Source organism: Serratia sp. TSO36 (genome assembly GCF_057808395.1).
This window is the reverse complement of record NZ_JBJZOU010000030.1, coordinates 33,218-57,933: the sequence shown is the minus strand read 5'-3', so window position 1 is coordinate 57,933 and position 24,716 is coordinate 33,218. Positions and strand designations below refer to the sequence as shown.

At 55.2% G+C, this 24,716-nt stretch carries 33 protein-coding genes; 30 read left to right on the top strand and 3 right to left on the bottom strand.

Annotated features, from left to right (window positions below; genetic code table 11):
- Positions 1-188: 188 nt before the first annotated feature.
- From ACK3CV_RS25110 to ACK3CV_RS25060, 11 genes are all read left to right on the top strand, one after another.
- Complete coding sequence (locus ACK3CV_RS25110; protein ID WP_164141801.1) at positions 189-479, top strand: ribulokinase; 291 nt, start codon at positions 189-191, stop codon at positions 477-479.
- 92 nt (positions 480-571) lie between these two features.
- Complete coding sequence (locus ACK3CV_RS25105) at positions 572-2,626, top strand: ParB/RepB/Spo0J family partition protein (RefSeq protein ID WP_239504667.1); 2,055 nt, start codon at positions 572-574, stop codon at positions 2,624-2,626.
- Positions 2,627-2,668: 42 nt separating this feature from the next.
- Positions 2,669-3,109: a conjugation system SOS inhibitor PsiB gene (psiB, locus tag ACK3CV_RS25100; protein ID WP_164141803.1), complete on the top strand. Its 441-nt coding sequence runs from the start codon at positions 2,669-2,671 to the stop codon at positions 3,107-3,109.
- Positions 3,106-3,831: a plasmid SOS inhibition protein A gene (locus ACK3CV_RS25095; protein ID WP_164141805.1), complete on the top strand. Its 726-nt coding sequence runs from the start codon at positions 3,106-3,108 to the stop codon at positions 3,829-3,831. Before psiB ends, ACK3CV_RS25095 begins: the two co-directional genes overlap by 4 nt.
- Positions 3,832-4,392: 561 nt before the next feature.
- Positions 4,393-4,770, top strand: a complete 378-nt coding sequence (locus ACK3CV_RS25090) for a hypothetical protein (protein ID WP_164141807.1) — start codon at positions 4,393-4,395, stop codon at positions 4,768-4,770.
- A 52-nt stretch (positions 4,771-4,822) separates the two neighbouring features.
- Entirely contained in the window at positions 4,823-5,170 is a 348-nt protein-coding gene (locus tag ACK3CV_RS25085; RefSeq protein WP_164141809.1) for a hypothetical protein, read from the top strand.
- A gap of 86 nt (positions 5,171-5,256) precedes the next feature.
- Positions 5,257-5,517 carry a hypothetical protein gene (locus ACK3CV_RS25080; protein WP_094887931.1) on the top strand — a complete coding sequence of 87 codons (261 nt, stop codon included), beginning with the start codon at positions 5,257-5,259 and terminating at the stop codon, positions 5,515-5,517.
- Between the two features lie 218 nt (positions 5,518-5,735).
- Positions 5,736-6,371 (top strand): N-6 DNA methylase, encoded by a 636-nt coding sequence (locus tag ACK3CV_RS25075; protein ID WP_164141811.1) that lies wholly within the window; start codon positions 5,736-5,738, stop codon positions 6,369-6,371.
- Between the two features lie 769 nt (positions 6,372-7,140).
- Positions 7,141-7,512, top strand: coding sequence for a dehydrogenase (locus ACK3CV_RS25070; protein ID WP_164141812.1), 372 nt, complete (start codon positions 7,141-7,143; stop codon positions 7,510-7,512).
- Positions 7,513-7,568: 56 nt separating this feature from the next.
- Positions 7,569-8,396, top strand: a complete 828-nt coding sequence (locus tag ACK3CV_RS25065; RefSeq protein WP_110147657.1) for a DUF932 domain-containing protein — start codon at positions 7,569-7,571, stop codon at positions 8,394-8,396.
- A gap of 101 nt (positions 8,397-8,497) precedes the next feature.
- On the top strand, positions 8,498-8,794 hold the full coding sequence (locus tag ACK3CV_RS25060; RefSeq protein ID WP_164141814.1) for a DUF5983 family protein: 297 nt from the start codon (positions 8,498-8,500) through the stop codon (positions 8,792-8,794).
- A 285-nt stretch (positions 8,795-9,079) separates the two neighbouring features.
- On the opposite strand, the gene ACK3CV_RS25055 is transcribed toward ACK3CV_RS25060, so the two are convergent.
- Complete coding sequence (locus tag ACK3CV_RS25055; RefSeq protein ID WP_164141816.1) at positions 9,080-9,550, bottom strand: transglycosylase SLT domain-containing protein; 471 nt, start codon at positions 9,548-9,550, stop codon at positions 9,080-9,082.
- Between the two features lie 419 nt (positions 9,551-9,969).
- Here ACK3CV_RS25055 and traM point away from each other — a divergent pair, with 419 nt between their 5' ends.
- A complete protein-coding gene (traM, locus tag ACK3CV_RS25050; protein ID WP_042785944.1) occupies positions 9,970-10,368 on the top strand; it encodes a conjugal transfer relaxosome DNA-binding protein TraM in 399 nt (132 codons plus the stop codon).
- 66 nt (positions 10,369-10,434) lie between these two features.
- Here the strand turns inward: traM and ACK3CV_RS25045 are convergent, their stop codons facing one another.
- Positions 10,435-10,797 (bottom strand): helix-turn-helix domain-containing protein, encoded by a 363-nt coding sequence (locus ACK3CV_RS25045; protein ID WP_051623995.1) that lies wholly within the window; start codon positions 10,795-10,797, stop codon positions 10,435-10,437.
- A gap of 171 nt (positions 10,798-10,968) precedes the next feature.
- Between ACK3CV_RS25045 and ACK3CV_RS25040 the strand changes: the two genes are divergently transcribed.
- Together ACK3CV_RS25040 and ACK3CV_RS25035 are read left to right on the top strand one after the other, a co-directional pair.
- Entirely contained in the window at positions 10,969-11,565 is a 597-nt protein-coding gene (locus tag ACK3CV_RS25040) for a helix-turn-helix domain-containing protein (protein WP_042785942.1), read from the top strand.
- On the top strand, positions 11,543-12,400 hold the full coding sequence (locus ACK3CV_RS25035; protein WP_489009917.1) for a queuosine precursor transporter: 858 nt from the start codon (positions 11,543-11,545) through the stop codon (positions 12,398-12,400). Before ACK3CV_RS25040 ends, ACK3CV_RS25035 begins: the two co-directional genes overlap by 23 nt.
- 11 nt (positions 12,401-12,411) lie before the next feature.
- Here the strand turns inward: ACK3CV_RS25035 and queC are convergent, their stop codons facing one another.
- The gene (gene queC / locus ACK3CV_RS25030) at positions 12,412-13,113 is read right to left on the bottom strand and encodes a 7-cyano-7-deazaguanine synthase QueC (protein ID WP_164141820.1); all 702 of its coding nucleotides are present in this window, start codon (positions 13,111-13,113) and stop codon (positions 12,412-12,414) included.
- Between the two features lie 383 nt (positions 13,114-13,496).
- Here queC and traA point away from each other — a divergent pair, with 383 nt between their 5' ends.
- The 16 genes from traA to traU are packed head-to-tail and all read left to right on the top strand — an operon-like array spanning position 13,497 to position 24,713.
- Complete coding sequence (traA, locus tag ACK3CV_RS25025; RefSeq protein ID WP_164141822.1) at positions 13,497-13,859, top strand: type IV conjugative transfer system pilin TraA; 363 nt, start codon at positions 13,497-13,499, stop codon at positions 13,857-13,859.
- Between the two features lie 11 nt (positions 13,860-13,870).
- Positions 13,871-14,176, top strand: coding sequence for a type IV conjugative transfer system protein TraL (gene traL / locus ACK3CV_RS25020; RefSeq protein ID WP_042785939.1), 306 nt, complete (start codon positions 13,871-13,873; stop codon positions 14,174-14,176).
- 10 nt (positions 14,177-14,186) lie between these two features.
- Positions 14,187-14,750 carry a type IV conjugative transfer system protein TraE gene (traE, locus tag ACK3CV_RS25015; RefSeq protein WP_147882578.1) on the top strand — a complete coding sequence of 188 codons (564 nt, stop codon included), beginning with the start codon at positions 14,187-14,189 and terminating at the stop codon, positions 14,748-14,750.
- Complete coding sequence (traK, locus tag ACK3CV_RS25010) at positions 14,740-15,468, top strand: type-F conjugative transfer system secretin TraK (RefSeq protein WP_164141824.1); 729 nt, start codon at positions 14,740-14,742, stop codon at positions 15,466-15,468. The genes traE and traK overlap by 11 nt, the downstream gene beginning before the upstream one ends.
- Positions 15,468-16,865 (top strand): F-type conjugal transfer pilus assembly protein TraB, encoded by a 1,398-nt coding sequence (gene traB, locus ACK3CV_RS25005; RefSeq protein WP_164141826.1) that lies wholly within the window; start codon positions 15,468-15,470, stop codon positions 16,863-16,865. Before traK ends, traB begins: the two co-directional genes overlap by 1 nt.
- 4 nt (positions 16,866-16,869) lie before the next feature.
- Complete coding sequence (locus ACK3CV_RS25000; RefSeq protein ID WP_164141828.1) at positions 16,870-17,088, top strand: hypothetical protein; 219 nt, start codon at positions 16,870-16,872, stop codon at positions 17,086-17,088.
- Positions 17,085-17,471 (top strand): hypothetical protein, encoded by a 387-nt coding sequence (locus ACK3CV_RS24995; protein WP_164141830.1) that lies wholly within the window; start codon positions 17,085-17,087, stop codon positions 17,469-17,471. The genes ACK3CV_RS25000 and ACK3CV_RS24995 overlap by 4 nt, the downstream gene beginning before the upstream one ends.
- Positions 17,472-17,495: 24 nt before the next feature.
- A complete protein-coding gene (gene traV / locus ACK3CV_RS24990) occupies positions 17,496-18,032 on the top strand; it encodes a type IV conjugative transfer system lipoprotein TraV (RefSeq protein WP_164141874.1) in 537 nt (178 codons plus the stop codon).
- 9 nt (positions 18,033-18,041) lie between these two features.
- The gene (locus ACK3CV_RS24985) at positions 18,042-18,365 is read left to right on the top strand and encodes a hypothetical protein (protein ID WP_239504668.1); all 324 of its coding nucleotides are present in this window, start codon (positions 18,042-18,044) and stop codon (positions 18,363-18,365) included.
- Positions 18,362-20,992, top strand: a complete 2,631-nt coding sequence (traC, locus tag ACK3CV_RS24980; RefSeq protein WP_164141832.1) for a type IV secretion system protein TraC — start codon at positions 18,362-18,364, stop codon at positions 20,990-20,992. The genes ACK3CV_RS24985 and traC overlap by 4 nt, the downstream gene beginning before the upstream one ends.
- On the top strand, positions 20,989-21,408 hold the full coding sequence (gene trbI, locus ACK3CV_RS24975) for a type-F conjugative transfer system protein TrbI (protein ID WP_164141835.1): 420 nt from the start codon (positions 20,989-20,991) through the stop codon (positions 21,406-21,408). The genes traC and trbI overlap by 4 nt, the downstream gene beginning before the upstream one ends.
- The gene (locus tag ACK3CV_RS24970) at positions 21,405-22,265 is read left to right on the top strand and encodes a DsbA family protein (RefSeq protein ID WP_164141837.1); all 861 of its coding nucleotides are present in this window, start codon (positions 21,405-21,407) and stop codon (positions 22,263-22,265) included. Before trbI ends, ACK3CV_RS24970 begins: the two co-directional genes overlap by 4 nt.
- Positions 22,258-22,683, top strand: coding sequence for an HNH endonuclease (locus ACK3CV_RS24965; protein ID WP_164141839.1), 426 nt, complete (start codon positions 22,258-22,260; stop codon positions 22,681-22,683). The genes ACK3CV_RS24970 and ACK3CV_RS24965 overlap by 8 nt, the downstream gene beginning before the upstream one ends.
- Positions 22,676-23,329, top strand: a complete 654-nt coding sequence (traW, locus tag ACK3CV_RS24960) for a type-F conjugative transfer system protein TraW (RefSeq protein WP_275430304.1) — start codon at positions 22,676-22,678, stop codon at positions 23,327-23,329. The genes ACK3CV_RS24965 and traW overlap by 8 nt, the downstream gene beginning before the upstream one ends.
- An 11-nt stretch (positions 23,330-23,340) precedes the next feature.
- Entirely contained in the window at positions 23,341-23,718 is a 378-nt protein-coding gene (locus ACK3CV_RS24955) for a hypothetical protein (protein ID WP_164141841.1), read from the top strand.
- On the top strand, positions 23,715-24,713 hold the full coding sequence (traU, locus tag ACK3CV_RS24950) for a conjugal transfer pilus assembly protein TraU (RefSeq protein ID WP_149571951.1): 999 nt from the start codon (positions 23,715-23,717) through the stop codon (positions 24,711-24,713). Before ACK3CV_RS24955 ends, traU begins: the two co-directional genes overlap by 4 nt.
- Positions 24,714-24,716 lie beyond the last annotated feature (3 nt).

Below are 24,716 nucleotides of genomic sequence, written 5' to 3'. Positions count from 1 at the left end.
GATAACAGCACAGCGTCTCGCTTGAACACCAAGGGGTGAAATGCACTCCGCCAAAAACTTTTTCCTCCCTTCGTTCAAAAAAACTTTTTGTCTCCGCCCCTTGGTGCCGCTCACCGCCGTGCTGAATCAGTTTATTGCGACGGCGAATACTCACAGTGGCATCAAACAACCACCCGGAGGAATCCAACATGCAACCACAAAACGTCCAGGGCGCGACAACGAAGCCTACAGCAGCATCTGCACAGACCAGCAGTGCCCTGACCATCCCGCAGGTGTATGACCTGTTTTGTTATGTGAAGGCGGTGTGCGGTCGTTCAACCGGCACCATTGAACCGCCGGTCGTACCGGCAGGGGCGGAAGAGGTGTTCACGGACTTTGGGGATTTCGACACCATTTCGGTGTGGATCGTCGGCGGCTGGCCGGTGGCTGCCAGCGATCAGATGACGATGACCCACTGGTGCATGAGTTCAGGGCAATAAAAAAGCGGCATCGCTGCCGCTTTCTCACCGCCAGCGCGGAAGCACCCACTTCTGACGCTGGCTCAACAGGCAATTATCAACGGAGATACACCATGTCTATGACTGAGTCTAAAGCACCAATCAAGGGCAAGACAACCCGTCCGGTCAAAACCACCAAGAAAAACGCCCTCACGGAAAAAATCGAGGCGGCGTTGGCCAAGGCCGTGCGCAAAACCGCCACGCTCGGCCTGCTGGTGCTGACCGATTTGAACGTGCGCAAGAAAAAATCCTCGCAGGCGTCGATCGAGGGGCTGGCCGCCGCCATCCGTTCAGCCGGTCTGCTGATGAATCTGGTGGTATTCGAGATGGAGGATGGCCGCTACGGCGTCGCCGCAGGTGAGCGGCGCACGCTGGCGCTGCGCTGGTTGATGGAACAGGAGAACGACGCCGACAAGACCATCCCGGACGGTATCGTGACCGACGATTACCCGGTCGAGGTGCTGGTCGTCAGCCGGGCGATGGCGCGCGTGGTGTCGATGATGGAGAACAGCCAGCGCGAACAGATGCACCCGGCCGATCAGGTTACGGCGTTCCGCGACCTGTCGGCAGACGGACAAACTCCGGCGCAGATCGGCGATCTGCTGGGGTTCAGCACGCGCCACGTTCAACGCTGCCTGCGTCTGGCAACAATGGCGCTGGTGCTACTCGATGCGCTGGCCGACGACCAGATCACCCTCGACCAGCTGCAGGCGCTGTCGGCCACCGAAGATCATCAACGTCAGTGTGACGTGTGGGAAAACGCGCACGGCTGGGCGGCTGCGCCGCAGCACTTGCGCGAGGCTGTGCTGAAAGGCGAAGTCTCGGCCAGAGATAACAACCAACTGGCGTTCGTCGGGCGCGAGGTCTACGAAGCGGCGGGCGGCACATTCAAATTTGACCTGTTTTCCGACGAGGGCTTTTTGACCGAACCGGCGATGTTGGAGCGTCTTGCCTGTGAAAAACTGCACGCGCTGGCGCAGCAGGTGGCCGAGGATGAGGGCTGGAGCTGGGCGGAAGGGCGTATTTCGGCCATTAAAACGTGGGGGGAGGATGCGGAGCTGTACCGCGAGCTGGCCGAACCGCAGCCGGAATTTACCGCTGACGAACAGGCCGAGATCACCCGCCTGAAAGCGCGGTTCAGTGAGCTAGAAGCGGCATTTGAAGCGGCGGATGCCGATACCGATATCCACGCACTGAACGTCGAGAGCCATGCTGTCGAAGCCGATATTGCGCGGTTGACCGTACAGGCAATCGTCCGTGCATGGCCGCAGGCGATGCGCAGCAGCGGCGGGGTAGTGGCGTCCCTGCGTGACGGGGAGGTGGTTTATCAGCGCGGGATCGTGCTGCGGGCGAGCGAAGCAACGACCGGGAATGGCGCTGATGACAACGGCGAGGGCACGGCGACCACCGAAACGGCGGCACCGAAAACCAAGGAGAAAGGCTTGTCGGCGGCGCTGATCACCTGTTTGTCGGCGGAGCGCACGCTGGCGGTGATGGGCGCGCTGGTCGAGAACCCGACCGTGGCGCTGGCGCTACACACCCACACGCTGGCCGTGAAAGTTTTCGGTTCGCGTTACGCCGGATCGCTGCTCCAAACCAGCCTGACCCCAAAACGTGGGGAGCTGCTGAGCAAAGCCCCGACGGCGGAAGGCAGCCGCGCCGATCGCCAGCTGGGCGAGCTGCACACGCAGTGGGAAGCCAAATTGCCGCCGGAGTGGAATACCGATTTCTCATGGTTGCTGACGTGGGAACAGGCCGAGGTCGTGGCGCTGCTGGCGTACTGCGTCGGCCTGTCGCTCGATGCCGTGCAGCTGTGGCCTGCAAAGGATGGCAAAGTCGGCGATGCCCTGACGCCGCTCGAGCACGCGCTGGATTTCACGCTGCGCGACTGGTGGCAACCGACCAAGGCCAATTACTTCGGGCGGATCAGCAAGGAGCTGATGAGCGATGCACTACTTGATGCCGAGAAGGTGGCGCAGGCGGCCTCGGTGCTCAAGATGAAGAAGGGCGACGCCGCGCAGCTGGCCGAGGATGAACTGACCGCCGGCGGCTGGGTGCCGGAGTGCCTGCTGCCGCTGGCCGAGGACACCACCACTTTACAGGACGCTGACAACAGCGCCGGCACCTAACCGACAGGGAGCTGCCGCCCTGAGGGGCGGCAGAAAACAGCGATGAAAAATGCATTCAATCTCGAAACACTGACGGCGATGAGCGCCGACGAACTGGAGGAGTACCGCGACCGGGGCAGAGAGTATCGGGTGATGCTCAACTGCGCGGTGCTGGGGCAACTGGCGCTGCCGGAAGGCTGGCGCGTGGTGGCGGAAGAGGGCTGCGAGTTCTGCGGGCGCGTGCCGGTGGTATGCCGGATAAGCCCGGCAGGGGATGAGGCGACAGCGCTCTACTTGTGCAGTGCGGGCGCGGATGTGCCGAACTGGTCAATGACGCTGCCGTTTGACGACGGTCAGTCGCTGGCGTGGCTGTACCTGGATGAGCATTACACCCCGGCCACGGTCAACCGGGTGCTGCATACCGTGGCGGGCTATTACCGGTTGGGGTTCTGGCGGCCGGAAAAGCTGGCGGTTGCGCTGCGGATGGGAGGGCACTGCCTGTGATCCCGAATCATCTCGCTCTGGTGCCGTGGCACCCGTACCGGCAGGCCGTCTGGCAGGCCATCGCACAGGTCGAAGCCCGGCGTGAAGCAGGCAGGCGGTTACCCGTTTACCCCTATGCCACGGCGTTTTTCCGCCAGTTAACCGGGCGGCTCACAATTTCAGCCAAGGACATCCGCATGATAGACGTGACCTACCGGCCCGGCGATCGTCGCCGCGCCACGCGCAAGGAAGACTATATCGACGCGCTCGACACGCTGATTGCCAGCCGGGGCGAGCACTGTTATTCCCCGTTGCCGGGCGACACTCGCGATACGCTGTTCCTGGAAGTGAACCGCCGCCGTCGTCAGCGCTTCGAACACCGGCTGACGATGAAACACACCCGTCAGGCGCGCATCGATGCCACACTCCGGCGGCACAAGCGGCGACGTTACCAGGTGCGGCTGGCGCGGGCGGAAATCGAGCTGGCGTTCATCACGCCGGGCGAGCTTGACCGCTGGGTGCGGCGTGCGCAGCAGCAGGGACTGGCCGAGGATGACCTGAGCGGGCTGGTGCTGGCGTGGACGGCGCGGTTTCCCTGTCTGGACGAACTGGATAGTTACCTCTGGTCGGTCATGCCATTCTGGGAGGCGCGTCTTCAGGTCAGTCTGATCAGTGCTGAGTTATCTGCTGAAGCGCATATCGATAACGCGGCGCGGCTGCCGAATAGCCTGGTAGGCCGCTAAACCCTGGACAACAGGCTGCAGTGGCTACGCCACTGCGGCTTGTTGCTCTCTCATTCCTGTGCCAGATATACACATTCTTTTGACAGGAGGCGCTGCGGCTGTTGACGGTGCTACGGCGACAGTCGGGCATGGATATGCTGCTTCTGAACGACTTGCCTGGCGAGACGATGCATCGGTGGGCGTCCGGGCGCGCTGTCGTGCTGCGCATGGCGCCGGCGAGCCGTCGCCCCCCCTGCGGGCGTCCATCGCTGACGCGAAAGGCACGCTTGCAGCCGGCGATGCCGGCGCCGCTTCTCACTGTTCCTCGCCCAGGCGAGGAACGCTAAGGTCGCCCCGGCTTGTCGCCGTGTCGGGTGTGTTCCTGCTCATCTCACCGGTGGTTATCTCTCATCGGCCCTTACGCGGCCGCTTTTGTAGCACCGTCGCCCGGTAGCCCGCAAGGGTGAAATGCACGCCGCAAGCGGCGCCCTTGCGTTCCCTCGTTCGCCGTCGCTACGTCAGCTTTTTTGCCGCGAAAGGTTCCGACGAGAGATAAATCAACCACCGAAGAGGGATGCCAGCATGAACACACAAAACGTCAACGTCAAAACCGCCGCTCAGGAACGCTCTGAAAGATATGGGGAAAAACACAATGCGCTCCGTACTGACGGTTTTGTCCGCAATCTGAACTCTTCAAATGCCTTTGATGTGATCCGCGCTGATGTCGTGCTGGCCCGGATGGAGAAGCAGGCCGGGCAGTCATGTGGTCTGCATTACGAAATCTTTGAATCACGGCTGTTAGAGATGGCGATGAATTATCTGTGTGCATTGCCATTGAAAGACCGGCCGGTCTTTATGGGCGCGGCGTCCAAGCGGGGTTATATGCTGACGGAGGCCGAGGCAGACCGCGCCTACGATTCGTTCTTTTCCCTGATGGATGAACTGTCGGCCGATTACTGATTTTCGTCGGGCGGTGCTATCGCCGCCCGGCATTACCCAGGAGGAGAAAACGATGTATCAGACCGAAATCAGCACCGAAAACCGCATGGCGTGGGATGCGAGCACCGAGGCCGCGTACTGGCAACGGCGCGAGCAGCAGGCACGCAGCGACGTGGAAGAAATCACGCTGGCGGCGTTTATGGATGCCATCGCGGTGATGTACCCGAAAGACTGGGCGGGCGACGCACATAGCGAAACTTTCAAGCTGGCCGAAATGTACTGCGGGGACGTTGCCTACATTTTTGCCAAAGTTGGCGATCGCTATTTTAAGTTCCGCGACGTGGTGACGTTACCGCACAGCGCCATTCTGGCGCGGATCAATAAGGAGGTGTTAAGCCGGGAGACGCAAGCCCGTAAATGAAAAAAGCAGGCTTTCGCCTGCTCTCTCGTGCCGGTTGACCCGTGGAAAGTGAAACCGGCATTCATCAATCAGCATGGAGATCAACCATGAAATCGAATGTAAGCATCATGACAGTAACCGACGAGTATGTAAAGCGCCTGCAGGCAGAGTGCGAGCAGGTGAAGCGCCAACGGCGGATCGCGCGCGGCGATATAGCCGCCGCCGACGTCGATCCGGATCTGCGGTCGTTCGGGCGTCATATCGCCGGGTGTGTCCGCAAGGGCAAATCGGTGCGGGTGCCGTCGATGCGGGGCAGTGAATGGGGGCACGTTCTGCGTGCGCTGGAGTTAACGCGGGCGATGGCCTGATAACGCGAGCCGCCCCGTTTTTCGGGGCGGCTATTCACTGACCCGGAGGTAAATATAGTGTCTCAACTCTCTTTTGATGCCCTGTTTTCCGTGCCCGTAGATGCATTGCCCCCGACGGAAAAGAACGTCAGGGCTGATGCGGTCGAACCGTCAAAATCCGCCGACCCTGTACCGAGACGGAAACGGACAATCACCGGCGATGATCCGCGCAAGGCTTTTTGAGTACCTTTCGTGAAACGGCGCGTTATCACCATCGCTACGAAGTTTTCAGCGATTTTGTGAAACTGACGGCCTGTGCGCTGGAAAATCTGCTGTTAAAGTCGCCGGACATCGAGGCGGAGTATATGGCCACCATCCAGCGCTATGAAAAAGCCGACCAGCAGCGTATGGCGCAGCTGCTTTCGTGGCTGGTCATCGGGCTGGATCAGGGCATGGGGGATTTTCTCGGATCGCTGTTTATGGAGCTGGAGCTGGGCAGCGGCAACATCGGCCAGTTTTTCACGCCGTTTCATCTCTCCGAGCTGATGGCGGGACTGGTGGCCGGTGATCGGCTGGCGGCGTTGGATAAAGAGCCGTATATCACGCTGTCCGAACCGACCTGCGGCGCGGGCGGGATGGTGATCGCGTTTGCAAAAGTGATGCTGGCGCGGGGGTATAACCCGCAAACGCAGCTGCGCGCCGACTGCGTGGACATCGATCCGGTGGCGGCGCGGATGTGTTACATCCAGCTGTCGCTGTTGGGTATCCCGGCGCGCGTGGTGATCGGCAACAGCCTGACACTGAAGTATCAGCGCGAGATGTATACGCCGTTTTGGTATCGCGTGACGTCCACGCGCTGGCCGATGTACCGATAACACCCGAGGCGGGCAGGGCGATCCTGCCCGATAACGCATGACTGAAAACGACACGCTGCCGTTACCGGGCGAATTTACCGATCGGGGCAGGGAGTGCTGGGCGTTTGATGACGACGCTGTGTGCTACCTGGAAACGGAGGAGGGCACGCCGCCCTTTTTCCGGTGGCGGTGACTCCGGCCAGCACCGCGCGGTAAAAGACGAACAGAACGAAAGGCCGGCGCCTGCGGCACCGGCCATTCTTTCCCTTCTCGTATGCTGTCACAAAGACCTGGTGGCGGTTTTTCTACCTCTCCCTTGCCGGCTGCCGGTATTTCTGCGGTGAACCGGGTTTCCGCATGATGCCAGGGCGTGCCCTTCGGGCCCGGCTGTCGTGCTGCGCAGGTAGCCGGCACGCCGTCTCCCCCCTGACGGGCTTCCATCCGTCACGCGATGGGCACGCTTGCAGCCGGCGATGCCGGCGCCGCTTTTCACTGTTTCTCGCCCAGGCGAGGAACGCTAAGGGCGACCCGGCTTGTCGCCGTGTCGGCCGTGTTCCTCCTCGCTGCGTTTCCGGTGCGCCATCGGACGGCCGTTCCCCGGCGGAGGGCTGTTCGTAGCACCGGCGCGTCACCCCGCAAGGGGTTAAATGCACTTCACCGAAAACTTTTTCCAGGTAAAAACTTTTCGTCTCGCCCCTTGCGTGTCTCCTTACGCCGTTGCTCCGTCGCCCTTTGCCGCCAGGGAACTCACCGAACGATGGAATAACCACCAGAGAGGAGCAAGAGCAGGATGAACACGCAAAACGTCAACACCGCCACCAAAGAATCTTCCAAACGATGGGCGGGAAAATACCCCGACGCGGAAAGCATCATGATCCGTCAACTGGCATTTATGGAGGAATTACACGGCGTGTATTTGTCCCCTGACGAACTGGCGCAATCGCTGTATGAAATTTTTAACACGATGACGGATCGGGTGGTGTTTAACGGCGTCGATAACTCGCCGTCCGATAAACCGAAAATTGCGTATGCCGTCGCGCAACATTGGATTCAGGCGCAGCGTCTGGCCGGTGCCTATTTTGGCGAGACCGGCGTCGTTGCCTGGGAACATGCGCGTTATCGGCTGCACCTTCAGCTGGCTATCAATCACTCATACCGTTAATTCATCGCCGGTCTAAAAAATTTTTCCGGCATTACTCAAAGAGAAAGGAGAATATCATGCGTCTGACTTCCCGTTTTGGCCGTTATAACGCCATCCGTAAAGACCGCCCGTTAACCAACGACGAATTAATGAACGTGGTGCCGAGCGTGTTTTCGGAAGATAAACACGATTCGCGCAGTGACCGTTATACGTATATTCCCACCATTACGCTGCTGGATAAATTACGCGAGGAAGGTTTTCAGCCATTTTATGCCTGCCAGACGCGCGTTCGGGATGAAAGCAAACGCGGCCATACCAAACACATGCTGCGGCTGCGTCGGGAAAATATGATTGTCTCCGGCAATAAGGAAGTGCCCGAAATCGTATTATTGAACAGCCACGACGGGAGCAGCAGCTACCAAATGATCCCCGGCATGTTCCGCTATGTCTGTGCCAACGGAATGGTATTTGGTCAATCGTTCGGTGATGTTCGTGTCCCGCATAAAGGCGACGTGGTCGGGCAGGTGATTGAAGGTGCCTATGAAGTGCTTGGCATATTTGACCGCGTCGATAATGACCTCGATACCATGAAATGCATTTCACTGACCGAGCGCGATCAGGAATTATTTGCGCGGGCGGCGTTAAGTTATCGCTACGAGTATGAAGATAAATCCCCAATCACGCCGTCGCAAGTTTTGCGTCCGCGTCGGCGAGAAGATTACGGCAATGATTTATGGACGACATTCCAGCGCGTTCAGGAAAACATGATTAAAGGCGGATTACCCGGTAAAAGCGCGACCGGGAAAAATACCCGGACTCGGGCGGTCAACGGTATCGATGGCGATATTAAATTGAACCGTGCGTTATGGCTGATTGCGGATGAATTCAAAAACCGAATGAAGTAACAGGGTGCCCCGGTAATGACGCCCATCAATACCGGGGCCGAACACTGCTACAGAACGTACAGTTAACACAGCGCGGACAGTATGAAATAACGGGGTGAAAGATGCAAACGGAAAATTTACGGGTATGCAGTACGGCACATTTTACATCGGAAGATAACGAGCTGTTAGCGACAATGGCAGGGCAGGCGGCTTTTCGTTCCTGGGTGGTTAACATCCGGTACGGTTATATTCTGGTGCTGACGGATTATCGTTGGCGGATGCGGGTATTAAAGTCGCAAGGAGCGTCAAAGGCGCTGCGGCGGTTTTTAATTCACCAGATAAAATATCATCGTATAGGCTACATCCATTTTGATTGTGATGCGCCCATTCTCCCCGGCCATGAGGTTTTTGAGTGGTAGCGCGCTGATAAGAGCCGTCCCCATCGAGGGGGCGGCTCTTATTCTCCCCGCCCGCCCAGCGGGAAATACATTTCCCGCTCCCGCTGCCCCAAAGGGGCGCCCAGGTTACCACCAAAAAACGTGACCGTTTTTTGGTGCTGTCCGTTAACTCTGCGATCCGCTTACCCACATCTACACAATCGACGTTATTTCACCTTGATCCGGTGAAATAACCGCTCCCGTTCGTTTCCCATTAGGCTGATGGGAAACTTCACTGGCTTTGTCTTATGTGCATATGTGGATAAACTACGGGTTCTGAACGAGGAGGGGTTGCTGCTTGCTGACTTTTATCGCCCGGTAGGTTTTCTCGATTTTACTTGCATACTTGTAACGTCGTTGCGCCTGCTTTGGTGAGTCTTTAAACCCTGCATTATAAGCACCCACTGCCTGCCAGGTCGCTCCCCACTTCTTAAAGGCAATCGCGAGATAATAAGCACCAGTGTAGATATTCATGCACGGATCTTGTTTCAGGTGCCGTTCTGACACCCCTATCAACGAAAGCGAGTTAAAGTGCTGGGAGTCAATTTGCATTAACCCCACACCGTACCCTGTTGTAGGATTTGGGCCGATAGCCACGGGATTAAAACGTGACTCGTTCCATGAAATAGCACGTAGCAGATCCGGGTCGATGTGATAATCACGACCCGCCATGTCAAAACAATCAGCCATAGCGGCCGTTGAACTGAACAGCATTAACGCGGCGATGAGTGTCTTCATGTTTTCCTTAAAATCCCTAGCCCTGGTGAAAATCTAGCCTTTTCGGGATCTCGAGTCAACAAATTCGCGCTCTTTGGGGTAACTACATCACACCCCACGCAAAACTGTATTTTGCAGAATTGTTCATTTAAAACAGTTGGTTAAACGTTTTAAATTATTGTTATACTTTTACATGGTGATGGATTAGAGTCGAAAAGGACTCTAACTAGAGTCGTTATTCGAGTTTATACACAACTCTATATAGAGTTATCACTAAATTTCATATAGATAAACAGACTCGACCCTAGAGGCGAGTTGTGTGTTTTTGCTTTTATAGCTATCATTAGACTCGCAATTAGAGTCGGATTTGATTTGTGCATGCCAACTCAAAATACATACAGATTATCTGTCAGCTAATAATATCATGGAGTAAAAATTATATGGCAAGAATTCAAGCATATGTCAGCAAGGAGGCGGTTGAAAAGATTCATGCTATTGTTGAACAGCGTCGCCAAGAAGGGGCGGCTGAAACTGAAGTAAGTACATCTAGTGTTATTTCCATGCTTCTTGAGCTCGGTCTCAGAGTCTATGAGGCGCAGATGGAAAGAAAAGATGATCCTTTTAATCAGACGGAGTTTAACAAAACTCTTTTGGAAAACGTATTGAAAACTCAACTTGCAATGGCAAAGGTTCTTGGTGCAAGTACTCTAGCTCCACACGTTGCAGATAAACCAAAACTCAATAACTACCAGCAAATTATTTCAGAAATAAATGAATCTGTTAATGACAAGTTAGAGCGTTTTTTTATTGGTGTTGATTCAGATAGTGCTAACGAATGAGCTATCATCAATAAATTAATTACCTCATGCCGCTTTTTGGAGTGAGGTAATTATGCTTGCTGATTTCTATTTGTTTAGGCAGTCAATTATTTCAATTGCTAATCTTTTGGCATCTTCAACTTTTTTAGCTAATTTTTTCTCTTCTATTACTGAACTGTAGAATTCATTTTTGGAGGGATTTGTTCTGTTTCTATGCATTTCAAGAAGATCTGACGCTAAATCATCATCTATCGTATAGAAGTAATACTCTGGGTAATCCAATAAGTTGGCTATTTTTACTACTAAGCTGAAAGGTGGTTCTGTTCTGCCGACTTCGTAACTTGACAGTCTTGAGCTTGAATTGGCCCCTTGTATACCTACAAGTTCAGCCAACTGCTCCTGTGTATAACCATTTGATATTCTGGCGTCTTTTAGTCTTTTTGGTATCATGGCCCCCTCCTTTATTATGATTTTACATAGTGTTAGGAGGTGAAAAATCCACATAATCAAGAACTGTTGATAATGTGTAGTTCATGCTGTGCTATGTTTATTTCATCATCTGATGTCTTTCATGTATCATCTTTTGACTAACCATCACTATTATTTGATCATGAGTATGCCATGAATAATACCGAGATAATAAAAAAGAATATAAATTACCTTCTTTCTTCGAGAAAGGAGACACAAGTTTCTTTGAGTGATGGTGCCGGTGTTAATCGAACTACTATATATAAGATCCTTGAAGGTAGGGTAGAGCGCGTTCAGGAAAATACTCTTCGAAAAGTAGCCGGATTCTTTGGTGTTTCATTTAAAGAAATTCAATCTGTTGATTTACAAGAAAAGGAGTTATCTAATAAGTTAGTAACCATCGATGGTAACATGAACCCGTTGGCGGTTCCGATTATTAAAGATACAACTATACTCTCTGCAGTAAATGCAAAAATTGGACGGTTAGTTATGTCGTCACCTATAACTTATTTCTTCGGTGAAGGTCCTAATGTAGTTGGAATACTTCTAACAAAAGAGATAAAAGGATACTATAATAAAGGTGATGTGATCATCGTTCGTCGTGAGGCTATCATTCATGAGGCAAATGTTCTTGTGGTTACTTCAAGCAAAAGTTTGAAGGTGATTGATGGTAGTTCGGCTCATTTAGTTGCTGAGGATGTTGTTGGTACAATAATCGAGGAAAGGTATGGAAGCGAATATAAAATATAAGCTAATTGGATTTGATATCCTCAATGGAAAAGCTAACGTTATGGTGTTGAATACTGGGCGGGTTATGTCAATGCCATACGAAAGACTACTATCTTCAGAGGTGATTGATGATTTCAACGCTAGAGAAGTGTCGGCGGTTTGTCGAAAAATATATAGCTCTGGTGAAAGTGTTAAAACTGAATATGAGTTTAAAGATAGAAATGAAAAACAGTGGTTAACTTATGTCGCTTTTTGTTTGGTTATTAGTGTTTGTTATATATTTAGTAATATAGCTGCAGTCAAACCAGTTCATATACAATACTTTGATCTTATCATTACGCCTGGTACTTTTGTTTATCCGTTTACATTCTTAGTAGTAGATTTACTGAATGAATTTTATGGATTTAGGCTGGCAAGAAAAGCCATTTATATGTGTGTTGTTGCTAATGCGGCAATATTAGGGTTGCTTTATATTTCTCTGAAGTTACCTGTTATACCTGAATGGATATTCAATGGCCCATATAATAGCCTTATTAATCAAATACAATCAACATTTCTTGCATCAACTATAGCTTTTCTTACCTCCGAGCTGGCTAATTCATATGTGCTTTGTAAAATCAAGGAGCTGACGAATTCTCGCTACTTATATATAAGGATTCTGTCCAGTATATTTGTGGCCTCTGTTATAGATAGTATTGTCTTTTGTTTCATAGCTTTCAGTGGTTTGATGACAAACGAACAAATAATAGGAATTATCGCTGTTCAAGTAATAATTAAGTTGGTGTATGCAATTGTTAATGTTTTTCCTGCGTATGGAGCAAGGTATCTATTTAATAAATACCTCACTCAAGAATAATATTTAATTGGTCATATGGCCTGTTTTTTTTGCAGGCTTTTTTTTATTTTTTCTTTATTTTGTACGTATTCATTAAACCCCCTCGATCGTAGAAAACATGCGTCACATTTCCCACACCCAAAACTTTTAACTCCATTGTAACAAGTTAAAGTTTCATCTCTGATGAGTTCCAAACATCCGATATTGTCTGCTAATGCCCATGTTTCAGCTTTGTTTAATGACATTAGTGGCGTTACAAACCTGATATCTCTTCCTATTCCTAAACTTACTGCGTGGTTTAACGCTTTCACAAAAACATCACGGCAGTCCGGGTATCCTGAAAAATCAGTCTCACAAACACCTGTTATTACATCTTCCGCATTTACTTGAAATGCATAGATGGCGGCAAGGGTAAGGAATACGATGTTTCTGCCAGGAACAAACGTTGATGGTATTCCATCCGAATCAGCATTTTTGTGTTCGGGCACTTCAATCTCATTTCTAGTCAAACTACTTATTGCTAACTCATTGATTACATTAACGTCTAAAATTTTATGTGAGCTTACGTTTAGCTTCTTTGCAAGTTGCTCCGCTATTTTAATTTCTTCACTGTGGCGCTGGCCGTAGTCGAAGGTTAAACAGTGCACGGAGTCATACTCAGCGAGAGCCTTCACTAAGCACGTAGTTGAATCTTGACCTCCACTGAATACAACTACTGCTGTTTTTCCTGACATATAAACTCCTTATTATTCAAATTGATGAAATTAAAAAGCATCATATGGTGCGTTTTGTGTTGCTTTGTTGTTGAATGTATTCTACAGTTTCATTGTTTTAGTTCAATCAGTCAAACCATTGGTAGCTGTAGATGGTCATCTCGTAGAGAAAATTCATCACACTCATACCACGAGATTAAATTTTAATTGAATGATTTTTATTGTTTTTTTTGTGATTTGACTTCAAGTGGTTACATCAAAAACAGCTTATTTTTTATCAAAATATCTTTAATTTTCATAATGTAAGGGGGTGCTGCTAACTGTTCAAATAATCTCATTTCATACTAAGCCAAGGATGTTTCTCTATTGCATCCAAAGATTTACTTCATTCAAGGATAATTTAAATGAATGCTTCATTAAGCGCTCAGGGCTCTTCTGTTGCCCAACGTCAGGGATTTTCACTTCGTAAGCTGTTTTCTCGGCAACGCGTCGTGAATTTCCTCAAGGTGATCCTGCCGTTTACCGTACTGGCTTCGTTCTTCCCGGAAGTGGCTCTCGCCGCCGGCGGTAAGGACATGCTGCAATCCGGCGATGCCGATGTGAAGGCAACGGCAGGCTCCGGCTCAACCATGGTCAAATGGATCGTCCTGGTCGAAGTGCTGGTTGGTGCCGTGATGTATATGGCCACCAAGAACCTCAAATACCTCTCCGGCTTCATCGTGGTCTCTGTCCTGATCGCGGTGGGTATGAAAGTCGCCGGGTATTAATCGGGGGCGGTATGTCGGGAAACGATCTGAATAAATACCGTTTCCCGAAAACACTGAGAACACAAGACCGCTGGTTTGGGTTTTGTCTTGATGAATTAATCCCCGTGGCTATTACTGGCGGCTGGTTTATCTGGCAGCAGAAATATATCACGGGGATTATTTTGGCGGCGCTGGTGTTCTGGGCCATTCACAAAGCCAAAAAGGGGAAGGGCAGTAGCTGGCTGCGTGACCTTGCATATTGGTATTTACCGACCTCGCTCGGCAAAGGCGTCTACAAGGTGGTCCCTGAATCGTGTTTTCGGAAATGGATAAAATAGGCAGGCGATAATGGAACACTCAGCACGTCTCAACTCAAACCGTATTATTGCCATCGGCTTTATTGTCATGGCGCTGTTGATTGCTGCGCTGACGGTGGCCGTCATTATCATGGCTATCAACAACTATCGCCTGCAGAACGAAAAACAGGTGGTGGCAGTCCCCATGTTGTTCAAGGCGCCGTTCGGCGTCTCTCAAAACAGCGCTGATGCATCATATCTCGAGCAAATGGCGCTCTCCTTTGTCGCGTTACGTCTCAATGTGACCCCTGAGACGGTCAACGCCTCACATTCCACCCTGCTCATGATGGTCAAGCCGGCGGCGCAAAACGCTCTCAAGATTGTCCTGGCCGAGGAGGCCAATCGTATTAGGGCCAGCAACGTCAATGCGGCTTTCTTCCAGACCAGCGTGAAAGTCTATCCCGCCCAGGGACGTGTTGATATTCGCGGCGAGCTACGTACCTGGATCGGTGACAGCGCGCCGGAAAAAGCGCTCAAGCACTACTCCCTTTATATCGATCGCAGCGAGGGCGTGACCTGGCTGGCCAAGTTCGTTGAGGTAAACGATGAAAACTAAACGACGCTATGCGCTGATGGTTGTCGGTCTGATGGCCTGCGCCGGCGCACAGGCCGGTACGGTTAATGCGCCGGTCACTATCCCATTGCAGAACGGCAGTCAGGCGCATGTTTCACTCAGCAACAGCGAACCCAATCTGTTCAACGTTCCCGGCGATCGCGTGACGTTCGTCAGCGGCGTGGATGAAAGCCTGGTCAATTATGAGCCGGCGGCCAACGGCGGGCTGGTACTGAGTACGCTCAATAAAAAGCCGTTCAGTTTTGTGATCGAAACCGAGCGGGGCATGAACTATTCCATTCGCGCCGTCCCGCGTGCCGGTGTCGGCCGCACGTTCTCACTGGTGGGTGAGAGCCAGGGTGTTTCTGTGGCTGCCAAAGGCTGGGAAGAGGGGCAGCCCTACGAGTCCATGCTGGTCTCGCTCAACAAGTCATTGATGGAGGGCCGGTTGCCGGCCGGCTATGGGCAGATGCCGGTCACGCGGGAAGCGCTGGCCGCGCCTTACGGTTTGCGGGCACAGGCGCAGCAGGTCTGGACAGGGCATCACCTGAAGGTGATTCGTTTTGAGGTCAGCAATCCCGGCAGCGCCAGCCAGTGGGTCAATGAGCACGACTTCTGGCAACGGGGTGTGCGGGCGGTGATGTTCGATACACCTACCCGGCAGATTATCGGCGGCGGTCGCATGAGCGTGTGGATCACCTTGTCCGAGGGAGGTCGCTGATGGCGAACATCAATGTGCTGGTCAAGCGCAAGCAATATCTCTGGCTGGGCGCGGTCGCGCTGGCGGTCGCCGCGGCCATCGGCGGCGGTTATTACTTCTCGCAGGATGCGGAGCTGGAGACACAGCACCCTGCAGAACCGGCCCCCGATCTGACCGGGGTGGTTGACAATACCTTTGACGATCGCGTGCAGCAGCATGCCATCACCCAGACTCAGGCCGCGCAGGCCGAGATCAACAAGCAGTTTACCGCCCTGCGTCAGGAAATCGACCTGCTGAACAAATCGCGCCTGGAAGATCAGAAACGCATGCAGGTGCTGGAAGACGAAAACAAGAACCTGAAACAGTTTGGCGGACCGGGGAGTCAAGCAACACCAGGGAACCCGGCCCCCGGTTCCGCCCCCTTACCGCCGCTGGTTAACGGCGTGACGCCCGAGGGCGAGCCGATGCCGACGCAGTTCCCGCCGGCACCGGGCGGCGCGGTTCCGCCGCCGACGGCGTTCTATCCGGGCAAAGGCGTCACACCGCCACCGAACGTTGACTACAAGCCTATCCCGGTGCCCGGCCGTCTCTATCGCAAGTCACTGGTGCCGCCGGAGACCGGCCCCAGGAAAAAGAAGTACCCCTATATCCCGACCGGCAGCTTCGCCAAATCCATCCTGATTGAGGGGGCGGATGCCAATGCCTCGGTGACCGGGAACACGGCCACGGTGCCGATGCAGGTACGGGTGACCGGCCGGATCGAGATGCCGAACAGCAAGACCTATGACGCGACCGGCTGTTTTATCAGCATGGAGGCCTACGGCGACGTCTCCAGCGAACGTGCCATCGTGCGCACCCGCAAAATCAGCTGCATTCGCGGTGACGACATTATCGATCAGGACATCGACGGCCACGTCTCCTTTATGGGCAAGAACGGCGTCAAGGGCGAGGTGGTGATGCGCAACGGCAAGATCCTCGGCTTTGCCTGGGGAGCCGGGTTCCTTGACGGGTTGGGCGAGGGGGCCGGCCGGGCGGCGCAGCCGACCGTTGGTCTTGGGGCAACGGCCAGCATGGGCGCCGGCGATATTGCCAAATCGGCCATCGGCGGGGGGGCCAGTAAAGCCGCCTCGACGCTCAGCGACTACTACATCAAGCGAGCCGAGCAGTATCACCCGGTTATTCCGATCGGCGCCGGTAACGAAGTCACGGTGGTGTTCCAGGAAGGCTTCCAGATGAAAACCATCGAGGAAGTGGCGGTGGAAAAAGAGAGCCGTCAGCAGGGGCAGACCGAAGGGGGCGATCAGCCCAAATCCGGGCAAAGCCTGAACGGGTTCAACACCGATCAGATGCTGAACCACCTCGGCAAGCTTGATCCGGCTCAGTTCGGTCTCGGCACATCAACAACAGGAGAGCGGTGACACCATGAATAACAACGACAAACCCACTATCCGGCATTTCGATGACTTTCCCTTTACTGGCAGCGATTTCGCTCGAGTGGGGAACATCATCGACTGTGGCCGAACCGGGGCGGGGAAAACGACGCTGATGCAGTCCACCGTGGATAAATACAGCGTGGATGCCGTGCGGCAGGGCATTTCTATTGCACCGACACCGCCTTCTGAGGATGAGGCCAAATCATGACTGAAAGAAAAATGACAGGGCTATATGTCTTTTTATTGCTGGCCTGGTGGGGCGGCTGGCTGGCGCTCGATATGTGGCGCATTGAGCACCTGCTGACCGATGCCGACAAGTGGGCCGGTTTTCGGCGTGACATTCTCTGGTGTGCGGGGTCGGGGGCGCTCTCTTTATTTTTCTTAATGACGGGTCCCAACAAAAAATCCTCTGCTTACGCACTGTCGGTATGCCTGGCACTGATAGTGCCCATCTCGGTCGCAATCGTTGCCGGGAGTTCTTTTATTCACTGGGAATTTGATGTCCCGATGTTTTTGATGATGCATACGTGCGCCGGATGGGTAATGACCCTCGTTGTACCGTTAATGACTTTTTTCTCGGCCAGGTTTTAAGGAGACTCAATGAAAACGCACATCATGAAATCACTGCTTTTACTCCCCGCCTTGGGTGGCGTGCTGCTGGCCGGTTGTGCCGGCGTCAGCAGCGAGTTCGGCTGTAACGCCACCACCTCTGACAGCTGTATGACGATGGAGCAGGCCAACGAGAAAGCCAAGTCGCTGGAAGAGGGCAGCGAAGCAAAGCCGGCTGCGGCCGCATTGCCTCGCCTGGCTGACGGCGACTTTGCGGCAGTGGGGCGAGATACCGGCCCCGGCCCTGTCTCAGCCGGCAGCACGTCCCGTTTGTTGCCTCGTCAGGGGGCCGCATCCCCGGTGCCGGCAGTGCCGGCGTCTCCGGCGATTGCGGCGCCGTCCGCCATCGTGACGACCGTCAGTACCTGCACGTTGCCGCGCTGTGCCGGTGTTGGCAGCACCCGACCGGCCCGCCAGGCCGAGCAGACCGCGCAGCTGTGGATCGCGCCCTGGATTGACAGTCAGGACGTCTATCACCAGCCGGGCAAGGTACTGTTCGTGGTTAAACCAGCCGTCTGGGGCAAGCCCCAGTCCGTCTTTTAGGAGAGTGTGATGCAGGGAATATGTGCTGTACCGGTTGAGCGTGACGCGCAGGGATTCTGGACCCATCCGGCGATGCTGCAGGCAAACCTTGAGACATCGGCAGAGATGACCTATTGGCTGCGGTCGCACGGCCTGGAATGCTGGGTGATGTTTATGCGGGATGAAGACCCTGAGGCCTTTCTTGCGGGGTTTGATGAGGACTGTCCGGATGCCCGTGGCTGGAACCCTTCTTCTCCGCCGGGGGAGGGCTGGTTCATCGGCTCCATTTATGACAACGAGGACGGGCCTATGTGCTTGTGGTTTAGGGTGGCCACTCGCGAGGTTGACGCATGAATCTGATCGATAAAGTCACCCATACCGCCAACAGCCTGCTGTCGGCACTGAAAATGCCGGATGAAGCCTCCGCCGCCAACAAGGTGTTGGGTGACATGAACTTTCCCCAGCTGAGCAGTGTGTTGCCCTACCGGGACTACGACGAAGAGAGCGGGCTGTTCATCAATGCCGGCTCCATCGGCTTTGTGCTGGAAGCGCTGCCGTTGGCCGGCGCCAACGAACAGGTGGTTCTGACGCTCGAAAGTCTGCTGCGCACCAAGTTGCCGCGCGGGATCGCGTTGTCCGTTCACCTGATGGCCAGCAAGCGCGTCGGCGATCTGGTGGAGTCCGGGTTGCGTGACTTCTCCTGGTCGGGCAAGGACGCGGACAAATTCAACGCTATCACGCGAGCCTTCTACCTGATGGCGGCAGAAGGTCGCTTTTCCCTGCCGCCGGGCGTGGATATGCCGCTGACGCTGCGTAATTACCGGGTGTTCATCTCCTACTGCGTCAAGAGCAAGCGCCGCAACAAGGCGCTCATCACCGAGCTGGAGAACCTGGTCAAGGTGCTGCGTGCGTCGCTGATGGGGGCGAAAATTCCGACAGAGTCGCTTAATGACGAAGACTTTATCAACGTTGTGGGCGAAATCATCAACCACGATCCGAGCCAGCTATACAACAAGCGTCGCAAACTCGACCCGCTGAAAGACCTGAACTTCCAGTGCATCGACAACGGGTTTGGCATGGACGTGTATCCCGATTGCGTCAAAATAAACCTGCGTGATGCCGGCAGCAAGAAAGGCAGCGTGGCGCGGGTGATGAACTTCCAGCTCGAGCAGAACCCGGAGATGGCCTTTCTGTGGAACACCGCCGACAACTACGGCAACCTGCTGTATCCCGAGCTGTCGATCGCCACGCCGTTCATTATTACGCTGACGCTGGTCGTTGAAGAACAGACCAAGACCTCTTTCGAGGCGAACCGCAAGTACATCGATCTGGAGAAAAAATCCCGCACCTCCTACGCCAAATTCTTCCCCGGCACGCTGGAGGAGATGAAGGAGTGGGGCGATCTGCGCCAGAGTCTAGCGTCCAACCAGACGGCGATCGTTTCCTTCTTCTATAACGTGACGGTGTTTTGCGAAGACAATGACAGCGTGGCGCTGCGCTGCGAGCAGGACGTCATCAACAGCTACCGCAAGAACGGTTTTGACCTGATATCCCCGCGCTTCAAGCAGCACTGGAATTTCCTGGCCTGTCTGCCGTTTATGGCCGAACACGGCGTCTTCCAGGACTTGGCGATGCATGGCGCGGTGCACCGCGCCAAGACCCTGAACGTGGTCAACCTGATGCCGATCGTCGCCGACAACCGTCTGGCCCCCTCCGGTCTGCTGGCGCCGACCTACCGCAACCAGCTGGCGTTCATCGACATCTACTCCGAGGTGATGCGCAACACCAACTACAACATGGCGGTGGCCGGTACGTCAGGCGCCGGTAAAACCGGTCTTATTCAGCCGATGCTGCGCAGCGTGCTGGATACCGGTGGCGCCGCCTGGGTGTTCGATATGGGCGATGGTTACAAGAGCCTGTGCGAAAACATGGGCGGGGTTTACATCGACGCCCAGACGCTGAAGTTCAACCCGTTCGCCAACGTGAAGGACATCAACCTGTCGGCGACGCAGATCGCCAACCTGATTTCGGTGATGGCCAGCCCCGACGGCAACCTGGACGAAGTTCATGAGAGCCTGCTGGAGATGGCGGTCAAGGCTGCCTGGCTGAGCAAGCAAAAGAATGCCCGTATCGATGATGTGCGTGACTTTCTGCGCGACGCAATGGATGAGGAGGTTTACCGCGATTCGCCGACCATCCGCAATCGCCTGCATGAAATGACCATCCTGTTGGATAAATACTGCTCCGACGGCACTTATGGTGAGTTCTTCAACTCCGACGAACCGTCGCTGCGCGATGACGTCAACATGGTGGTACTGGAGATGGGCGGCCTGAAAAATCGCCCTGATCTGCTGGTTGCGGTGATGTTCTCGCTGATGATCTACATCGAGGGGCGGATGTATCAGACATCGCGTCAGAGCAAAAAGCTGTGCGTTATCGACGAAGGCTGGAAGCTGCTCAACTTCAAGAACGCCAAGGCGGGCGAGTTTATCGAAGAAGGTTACCGTACTGCGCGCCGTCACCGCGGGGCGTACATCACCATTACCCAGAACATCAAGGACTTTGACTCTGATACCGCCAGCTCGGCCGCGAAAGCCGCCTGGGGCAACTCCTCCTACAAGATCATCCTGATGCAGGACGCCTCCGAGTTCAAAACCTATCTGCAGAAAAACCCGGACAACTTCACCCAGCTGCAGCAGGACATGATCGGGAAGTTCGAGTCGGCCAAAGACCAGTGGTTCAGCTCCTTCATGCTGATGGTCTCCGGCAAGGTCAGCTGGCACCGCCTGTTTGTCGATCCGCTGAGCCGCGCCATGTACTCCTCCCAGGGCCAGGACTTCGAGTTCATGCAGGCCCGGCGCGAACAGGGGGTATCGGTGCATGACGCCGTGTATGAGCTGGCGCACCGCAACTTTGGCGAGGAGATGGCGCGCATCGAGCGCTGGGTGGAAGAAAACTACACAGGGAGGGCGGCCGCATGACACTGCCTGCCATTATCAAGACGCCAAACAGCCCGGCACAGAAACGCGCCATTGTGCTGTGGGGTACGGTCTGCGTGCTGATTGCCGTTCTGCTCAGTGTGGGGGCCACGCTGTGGCTGCTGCAGCGTCAGCCGGCGATCGTCACCTTCGACATGAAACAGACCATGGAGGCGTTCTACGAGAGCGCCGCGAAACAATCCCTGCCGCCGGAGCGCAGCAAGCTGCTGGCCGAACGGTTTACCGGCGCGCTGCAAACCAGCATCGCGCAATACCAGCAGCGCAACAACGTGATCATCCTTGTCTCGCCGGCGGTGGTGGGAGGGGCAAAGGACGTCACTCGCGAGCTGCAGCGGGATATTGCTGCCCGAATGCAGCGGGGCAATACCGCAAGTGTTAATAAGGGTACTCAGCCATGAAAAGAACACTGACCCTGGTTATTACAGCGGGACTCTTGCTCATTGGCTCACTTTTACTGAGTAACGTACAAGACAAGACGTCATCACATTCCGACAAACAGCCCGGTGATATGGCATTCACCCAGCCTCAACGCGATGCTATTGGCGTTATTGCGCGTGATTACCTGCTGGCGCACCCGGACATCCTGCTGCAAATGAGCGAGAAACTGAAGGAGCAGCAGCAACAGACCGCGGCCAATCGCACGGTGCAAACCGCGTTGACCACGCAGCCGGAACTGCCGGCGACGTTATTGCACGATCCGGCGACGCCAGTTGTGCATCCTGATGGCGGCGTGACCGTGGTGCAGTTCTTCGACTATCAGTGCATCTGGTGCGCGCGTATGGCGCCGGTGGTGGCCGACTTTGTGCGGGACAATCCCGATGTGCGCTTTGTGTTCAAGGAATTCCCCATTTTTGGCAGTCGCTGGCCGATGTCGGTGCAGGCGGCACGCACCGGCCTGACGCTGTGGCAACTCAAGGGCGGTGACGCCTATCTGGCGTACCACAATGCGGTCTTTGCCTCCGGTGAGAACGAAGGTCGGTTGTCGCAACCGACAATCAACGCGGCACTCCACGCGGCTGGCGCCGCGCTGATGACCGTACTGCCCGAGACGGAGAAAGTACTGTTGGCCACACGCGAGCTGGCCCAGCAACTGAACATCAGCGGCACCCCCGCCTTTATCGTTATGCCGACCCGCGATGCGCGGGCGGATCAGGTGACGCCGCTGTACGGCGCCGTGGATGTGAAGGCACTGCAGGCCGCTGTTGCGCAGGCAAAACAAGCGGATATTCCCTCACAGGCGGTGCCGCATGGCTAAATTGACCAAAGCACAACGCGCGGTATTGCGCGAGAAGTTTGGAGGACGTTGCGCCTACTGCGGTTGTGAACTGCCAGAGAAAGGCTGGCATGCCGATCACCTCGAGCCGGTGATGCGAGAATCCGAGCAGGACATGGCTGCCGCCGAAAAAGGTCTGTTCAAACTGAAAGCGACCGGCAAGGTTTTGCATGAAAGCCGCGATGCAATCGAGAACCTCAACCCGGCGTGCGCCCCCTGCAACCTGTTCAAAACGACTTTCAGCCTCGAGACGTTCCGCGAGCAGATAGCGGCGCAAGCTGAGCGAGCGCGGGCTTACAGCGTCAATTTCCGCACTGCCGAGCGCTTCGGGTTGATTGAGGTCAAACCCGCGCCCGTCGTGTTTTGGTTCGAACGGTATCGGGAGGCAGAGCGTGGCTAAGCCTTTACGTAAAAGCCTGTTGATAGCGGTGCTCGGACTTTCACAGCTTACGAGCATGGCGACGGCCAAAGACTTCGGCACCTGGGGCGACCTGTATCCGGTGGCCGAGCCGGACATGCTGCAGACCATTCACGAACGGCTGACCGAATTGCAGCGCAGCGGCCGTTGGGACGAGGAAATGACGGCGTTCAAAGAGCGCACCGTGAAGCACAGCCAGCGGCCTGAGCCGGTCGCCGGCATCGGCAAGACCGAACGCTATGCCGAACGCTTCTTCGACCCGAGCGTGGAGCTCTCTTCTGACCTGAAAGACGACAAGGGGCGAGTCTTTGCCCGCAAGGGCGACGTTATCAACCCGCTGGCCACCGTGCCGTTCGCGCAGACGCTGTATTTCATCGACGGCGACGATCCGCAGCAGGTTGCCTGGATGAAGGCGCAGCAGCCGGAGACCCTGATGGTGAAGGTCATTCTGGTCAACGGCGACATTCCCAAGACCTCTGCCGCGCTGGACAGCCGTATCTACTTCGATCAGGGCGGGGCGCTGTCGCGCCGGTTCGGGCTGACGACGGTGCCGGCACGCATCACGGCGGCGCCGAGCGGCTTGCGCCTGCGTATCGAATCCTTTCCTGCCGCCGGTAGCGCGAACTGAAGGGGGTAAGCATGTTTGTGACACGTAAACGTTTTATTGCGACCGAGAATCAGCTGCAGAGCTGTCGCCAATTGCTGGCCGCGCGCCACGGCGAGTTGATGGCCATCCGCCAGGCAGCGTCGGCAAAGGGGGGGATCTACAAATGCATTCTTGAGTGCCGTGAGGTAGCTCATGAACTGCGTGAGCAGCTGCCTGCCGATCAGGACGGTCACAGCCTTTATTTGTTCGACAAGCTGGCGCTTATCGACAGTTTGCTGAGCACCCTGGCAGCGTTATTACCGCCGCAGGATGAGGCTCGACCCACCGCCCGGATCGTTACTGCCGGTGATGTGCAAGAGATTTACCGGGGAACGCAGTGGGCGACACATTGCCAGGAGCGTCGCGCATGATCCGGTGCTGGCTCTCGGCGTTACTGGTTGTGGCAGGCCTGTTTTCGGCACCGTCTCAGGCGGCGGATGCGGCCTGCCAGGGGCGCTTTGTCAACCCGATCACCGATATCTGCTGGCGCTGCATCTTCCCGCTCTCGATCGGGAGCATTCCGGTCGGGAAAGGGGATTTGCCGGATACCAGCAACCCGGGCAGCCCTATCCAGTTCTGCCCCATGCCGCCCCCGATTTTTCAGCGTATCGGGATGGCGATGGGGTACTGGGAGCCGATGGCCATGACTGACGTGACCCGTTCGCCGGGCTGCATGGTCAATCTGGGGGGCTTCAGTATCAACCTCGGCAAGATTGGCACCGGCACCGGCGGCAGCAGTGGCAAGGGGGACGTGACCACCGCGTTCTATCACGTCCATTGGTACAAGTACCCGTTGACCTACTGGCTGAACATCATCACCTCCGCGGGCTGCCTGCAGGGTGGGGATATGGACATCGCCTACTTGTCGGAAATCGATCCGACCTGGGTGGACAGCAGCCTGACCACCATTCTCAACCCGGAAGCCGTGGTCTTTGCCAATCCGCTGGCGCAGGGCGCCTGCGCGGCCGACGCCATTGCCAGCGGCTTCCATCTGCCGATCGACGCATTGTTCTGGTGCGCCGGCAGTCAGGGTTCGATGTACCCGTTCAACGGCTGGGTGGCCAAGGAAATCAGCCCGCTGCAGTCGTCCGTGCTGGTCTCGGAGAAGATGGCGTTCAAGCTGCATCGCCAGGGGCAAATCATGGAGTCCATCGGCAAAGACCGGGCGGTCTGCTTCGAGTATCCGTCGCCGATCATGCCGAAAGAACGGTGGCGTTATCAGATGGTGAACATGTACCCGGACAGCGCCCGCTGTCATCCGATGGGGCGCAGCGTGATGCGCTGGGAGGTGGGCCACAACTCGCCGGCCAGCAAGAAGAACTTCGGCTACGTCATGTGGCGCAAGCGCAACTGCGTCTTTTTATAAGGA

Coding starts and splice junctions, on each gene's coding strand:
- ACK3CV_RS24965 (WP_164141839.1), top strand. CDS start 22,258: ATGGCTAAATTGACCAAAGCACAACGCGCGGTATTGCGCGAGAAGTTT.
- ACK3CV_RS25110 (WP_164141801.1), top strand. CDS start 189: ATGCAACCACAAAACGTCCAGGGCGCGACAACGAAGCCTACAGCAGCA.
- ACK3CV_RS25060 (WP_164141814.1), top strand. CDS start 8,498: ATGCAAACGGAAAATTTACGGGTATGCAGTACGGCACATTTTACATCG.
- queC (WP_164141820.1), bottom strand. CDS start 13,113: ATGTCAGGAAAAACAGCAGTAGTTGTATTCAGTGGAGGTCAAGATTCA.
- ACK3CV_RS24955 (WP_164141841.1), top strand. CDS start 23,341: ATGTTTGTGACACGTAAACGTTTTATTGCGACCGAGAATCAGCTGCAG.
- ACK3CV_RS25045 (WP_051623995.1), bottom strand. CDS start 10,797: ATGATACCAAAAAGACTAAAAGACGCCAGAATATCAAATGGTTATACA.
- traE (WP_147882578.1), top strand. CDS start 14,187: ATGGAACACTCAGCACGTCTCAACTCAAACCGTATTATTGCCATCGGC.
- ACK3CV_RS24985 (WP_239504668.1), top strand. CDS start 18,042: ATGCAGGGAATATGTGCTGTACCGGTTGAGCGTGACGCGCAGGGATTC.
- ACK3CV_RS25040 (WP_042785942.1), top strand. CDS start 10,969: ATGAATAATACCGAGATAATAAAAAAGAATATAAATTACCTTCTTTCT.
- ACK3CV_RS25055 (WP_164141816.1), bottom strand. CDS start 9,550: ATGAAGACACTCATCGCCGCGTTAATGCTGTTCAGTTCAACGGCCGCT.
- traA (WP_164141822.1), top strand. CDS start 13,497: ATGAATGCTTCATTAAGCGCTCAGGGCTCTTCTGTTGCCCAACGTCAG.
- trbI (WP_164141835.1), top strand. CDS start 20,989: ATGACACTGCCTGCCATTATCAAGACGCCAAACAGCCCGGCACAGAAA.
- ACK3CV_RS25090 (WP_164141807.1), top strand. CDS start 4,393: ATGAACACACAAAACGTCAACGTCAAAACCGCCGCTCAGGAACGCTCT.
- ACK3CV_RS25035 (WP_489009917.1), top strand. CDS start 11,543: ATGGAAGCGAATATAAAATATAAGCTAATTGGATTTGATATCCTCAAT.
- traB (WP_164141826.1), top strand. CDS start 15,468: ATGGCGAACATCAATGTGCTGGTCAAGCGCAAGCAATATCTCTGGCTG.
- traM (WP_042785944.1), top strand. CDS start 9,970: ATGGCAAGAATTCAAGCATATGTCAGCAAGGAGGCGGTTGAAAAGATT.
- traL (WP_042785939.1), top strand. CDS start 13,871: ATGTCGGGAAACGATCTGAATAAATACCGTTTCCCGAAAACACTGAGA.
- traK (WP_164141824.1), top strand. CDS start 14,740: ATGAAAACTAAACGACGCTATGCGCTGATGGTTGTCGGTCTGATGGCC.
- ACK3CV_RS25080 (WP_094887931.1), top strand. CDS start 5,257: ATGAAATCGAATGTAAGCATCATGACAGTAACCGACGAGTATGTAAAG.
- traV (WP_164141874.1), top strand. CDS start 17,496: ATGAAATCACTGCTTTTACTCCCCGCCTTGGGTGGCGTGCTGCTGGCC.
- ACK3CV_RS25065 (WP_110147657.1), top strand. CDS start 7,569: ATGCGTCTGACTTCCCGTTTTGGCCGTTATAACGCCATCCGTAAAGAC.
- ACK3CV_RS25000 (WP_164141828.1), top strand. CDS start 16,870: ATGAATAACAACGACAAACCCACTATCCGGCATTTCGATGACTTTCCC.
- ACK3CV_RS24970 (WP_164141837.1), top strand. CDS start 21,405: ATGAAAAGAACACTGACCCTGGTTATTACAGCGGGACTCTTGCTCATT.
- ACK3CV_RS25070 (WP_164141812.1), top strand. CDS start 7,141: ATGAACACGCAAAACGTCAACACCGCCACCAAAGAATCTTCCAAACGA.
- psiB (WP_164141803.1), top strand. CDS start 2,669: ATGAAAAATGCATTCAATCTCGAAACACTGACGGCGATGAGCGCCGAC.
- ACK3CV_RS24995 (WP_164141830.1), top strand. CDS start 17,085: ATGACTGAAAGAAAAATGACAGGGCTATATGTCTTTTTATTGCTGGCC.
- traC (WP_164141832.1), top strand. CDS start 18,362: ATGAATCTGATCGATAAAGTCACCCATACCGCCAACAGCCTGCTGTCG.
- ACK3CV_RS25105 (WP_239504667.1), top strand. CDS start 572: ATGTCTATGACTGAGTCTAAAGCACCAATCAAGGGCAAGACAACCCGT.
- traU (WP_149571951.1), top strand. CDS start 23,715: ATGATCCGGTGCTGGCTCTCGGCGTTACTGGTTGTGGCAGGCCTGTTT.
- ACK3CV_RS25085 (WP_164141809.1), top strand. CDS start 4,823: ATGTATCAGACCGAAATCAGCACCGAAAACCGCATGGCGTGGGATGCG.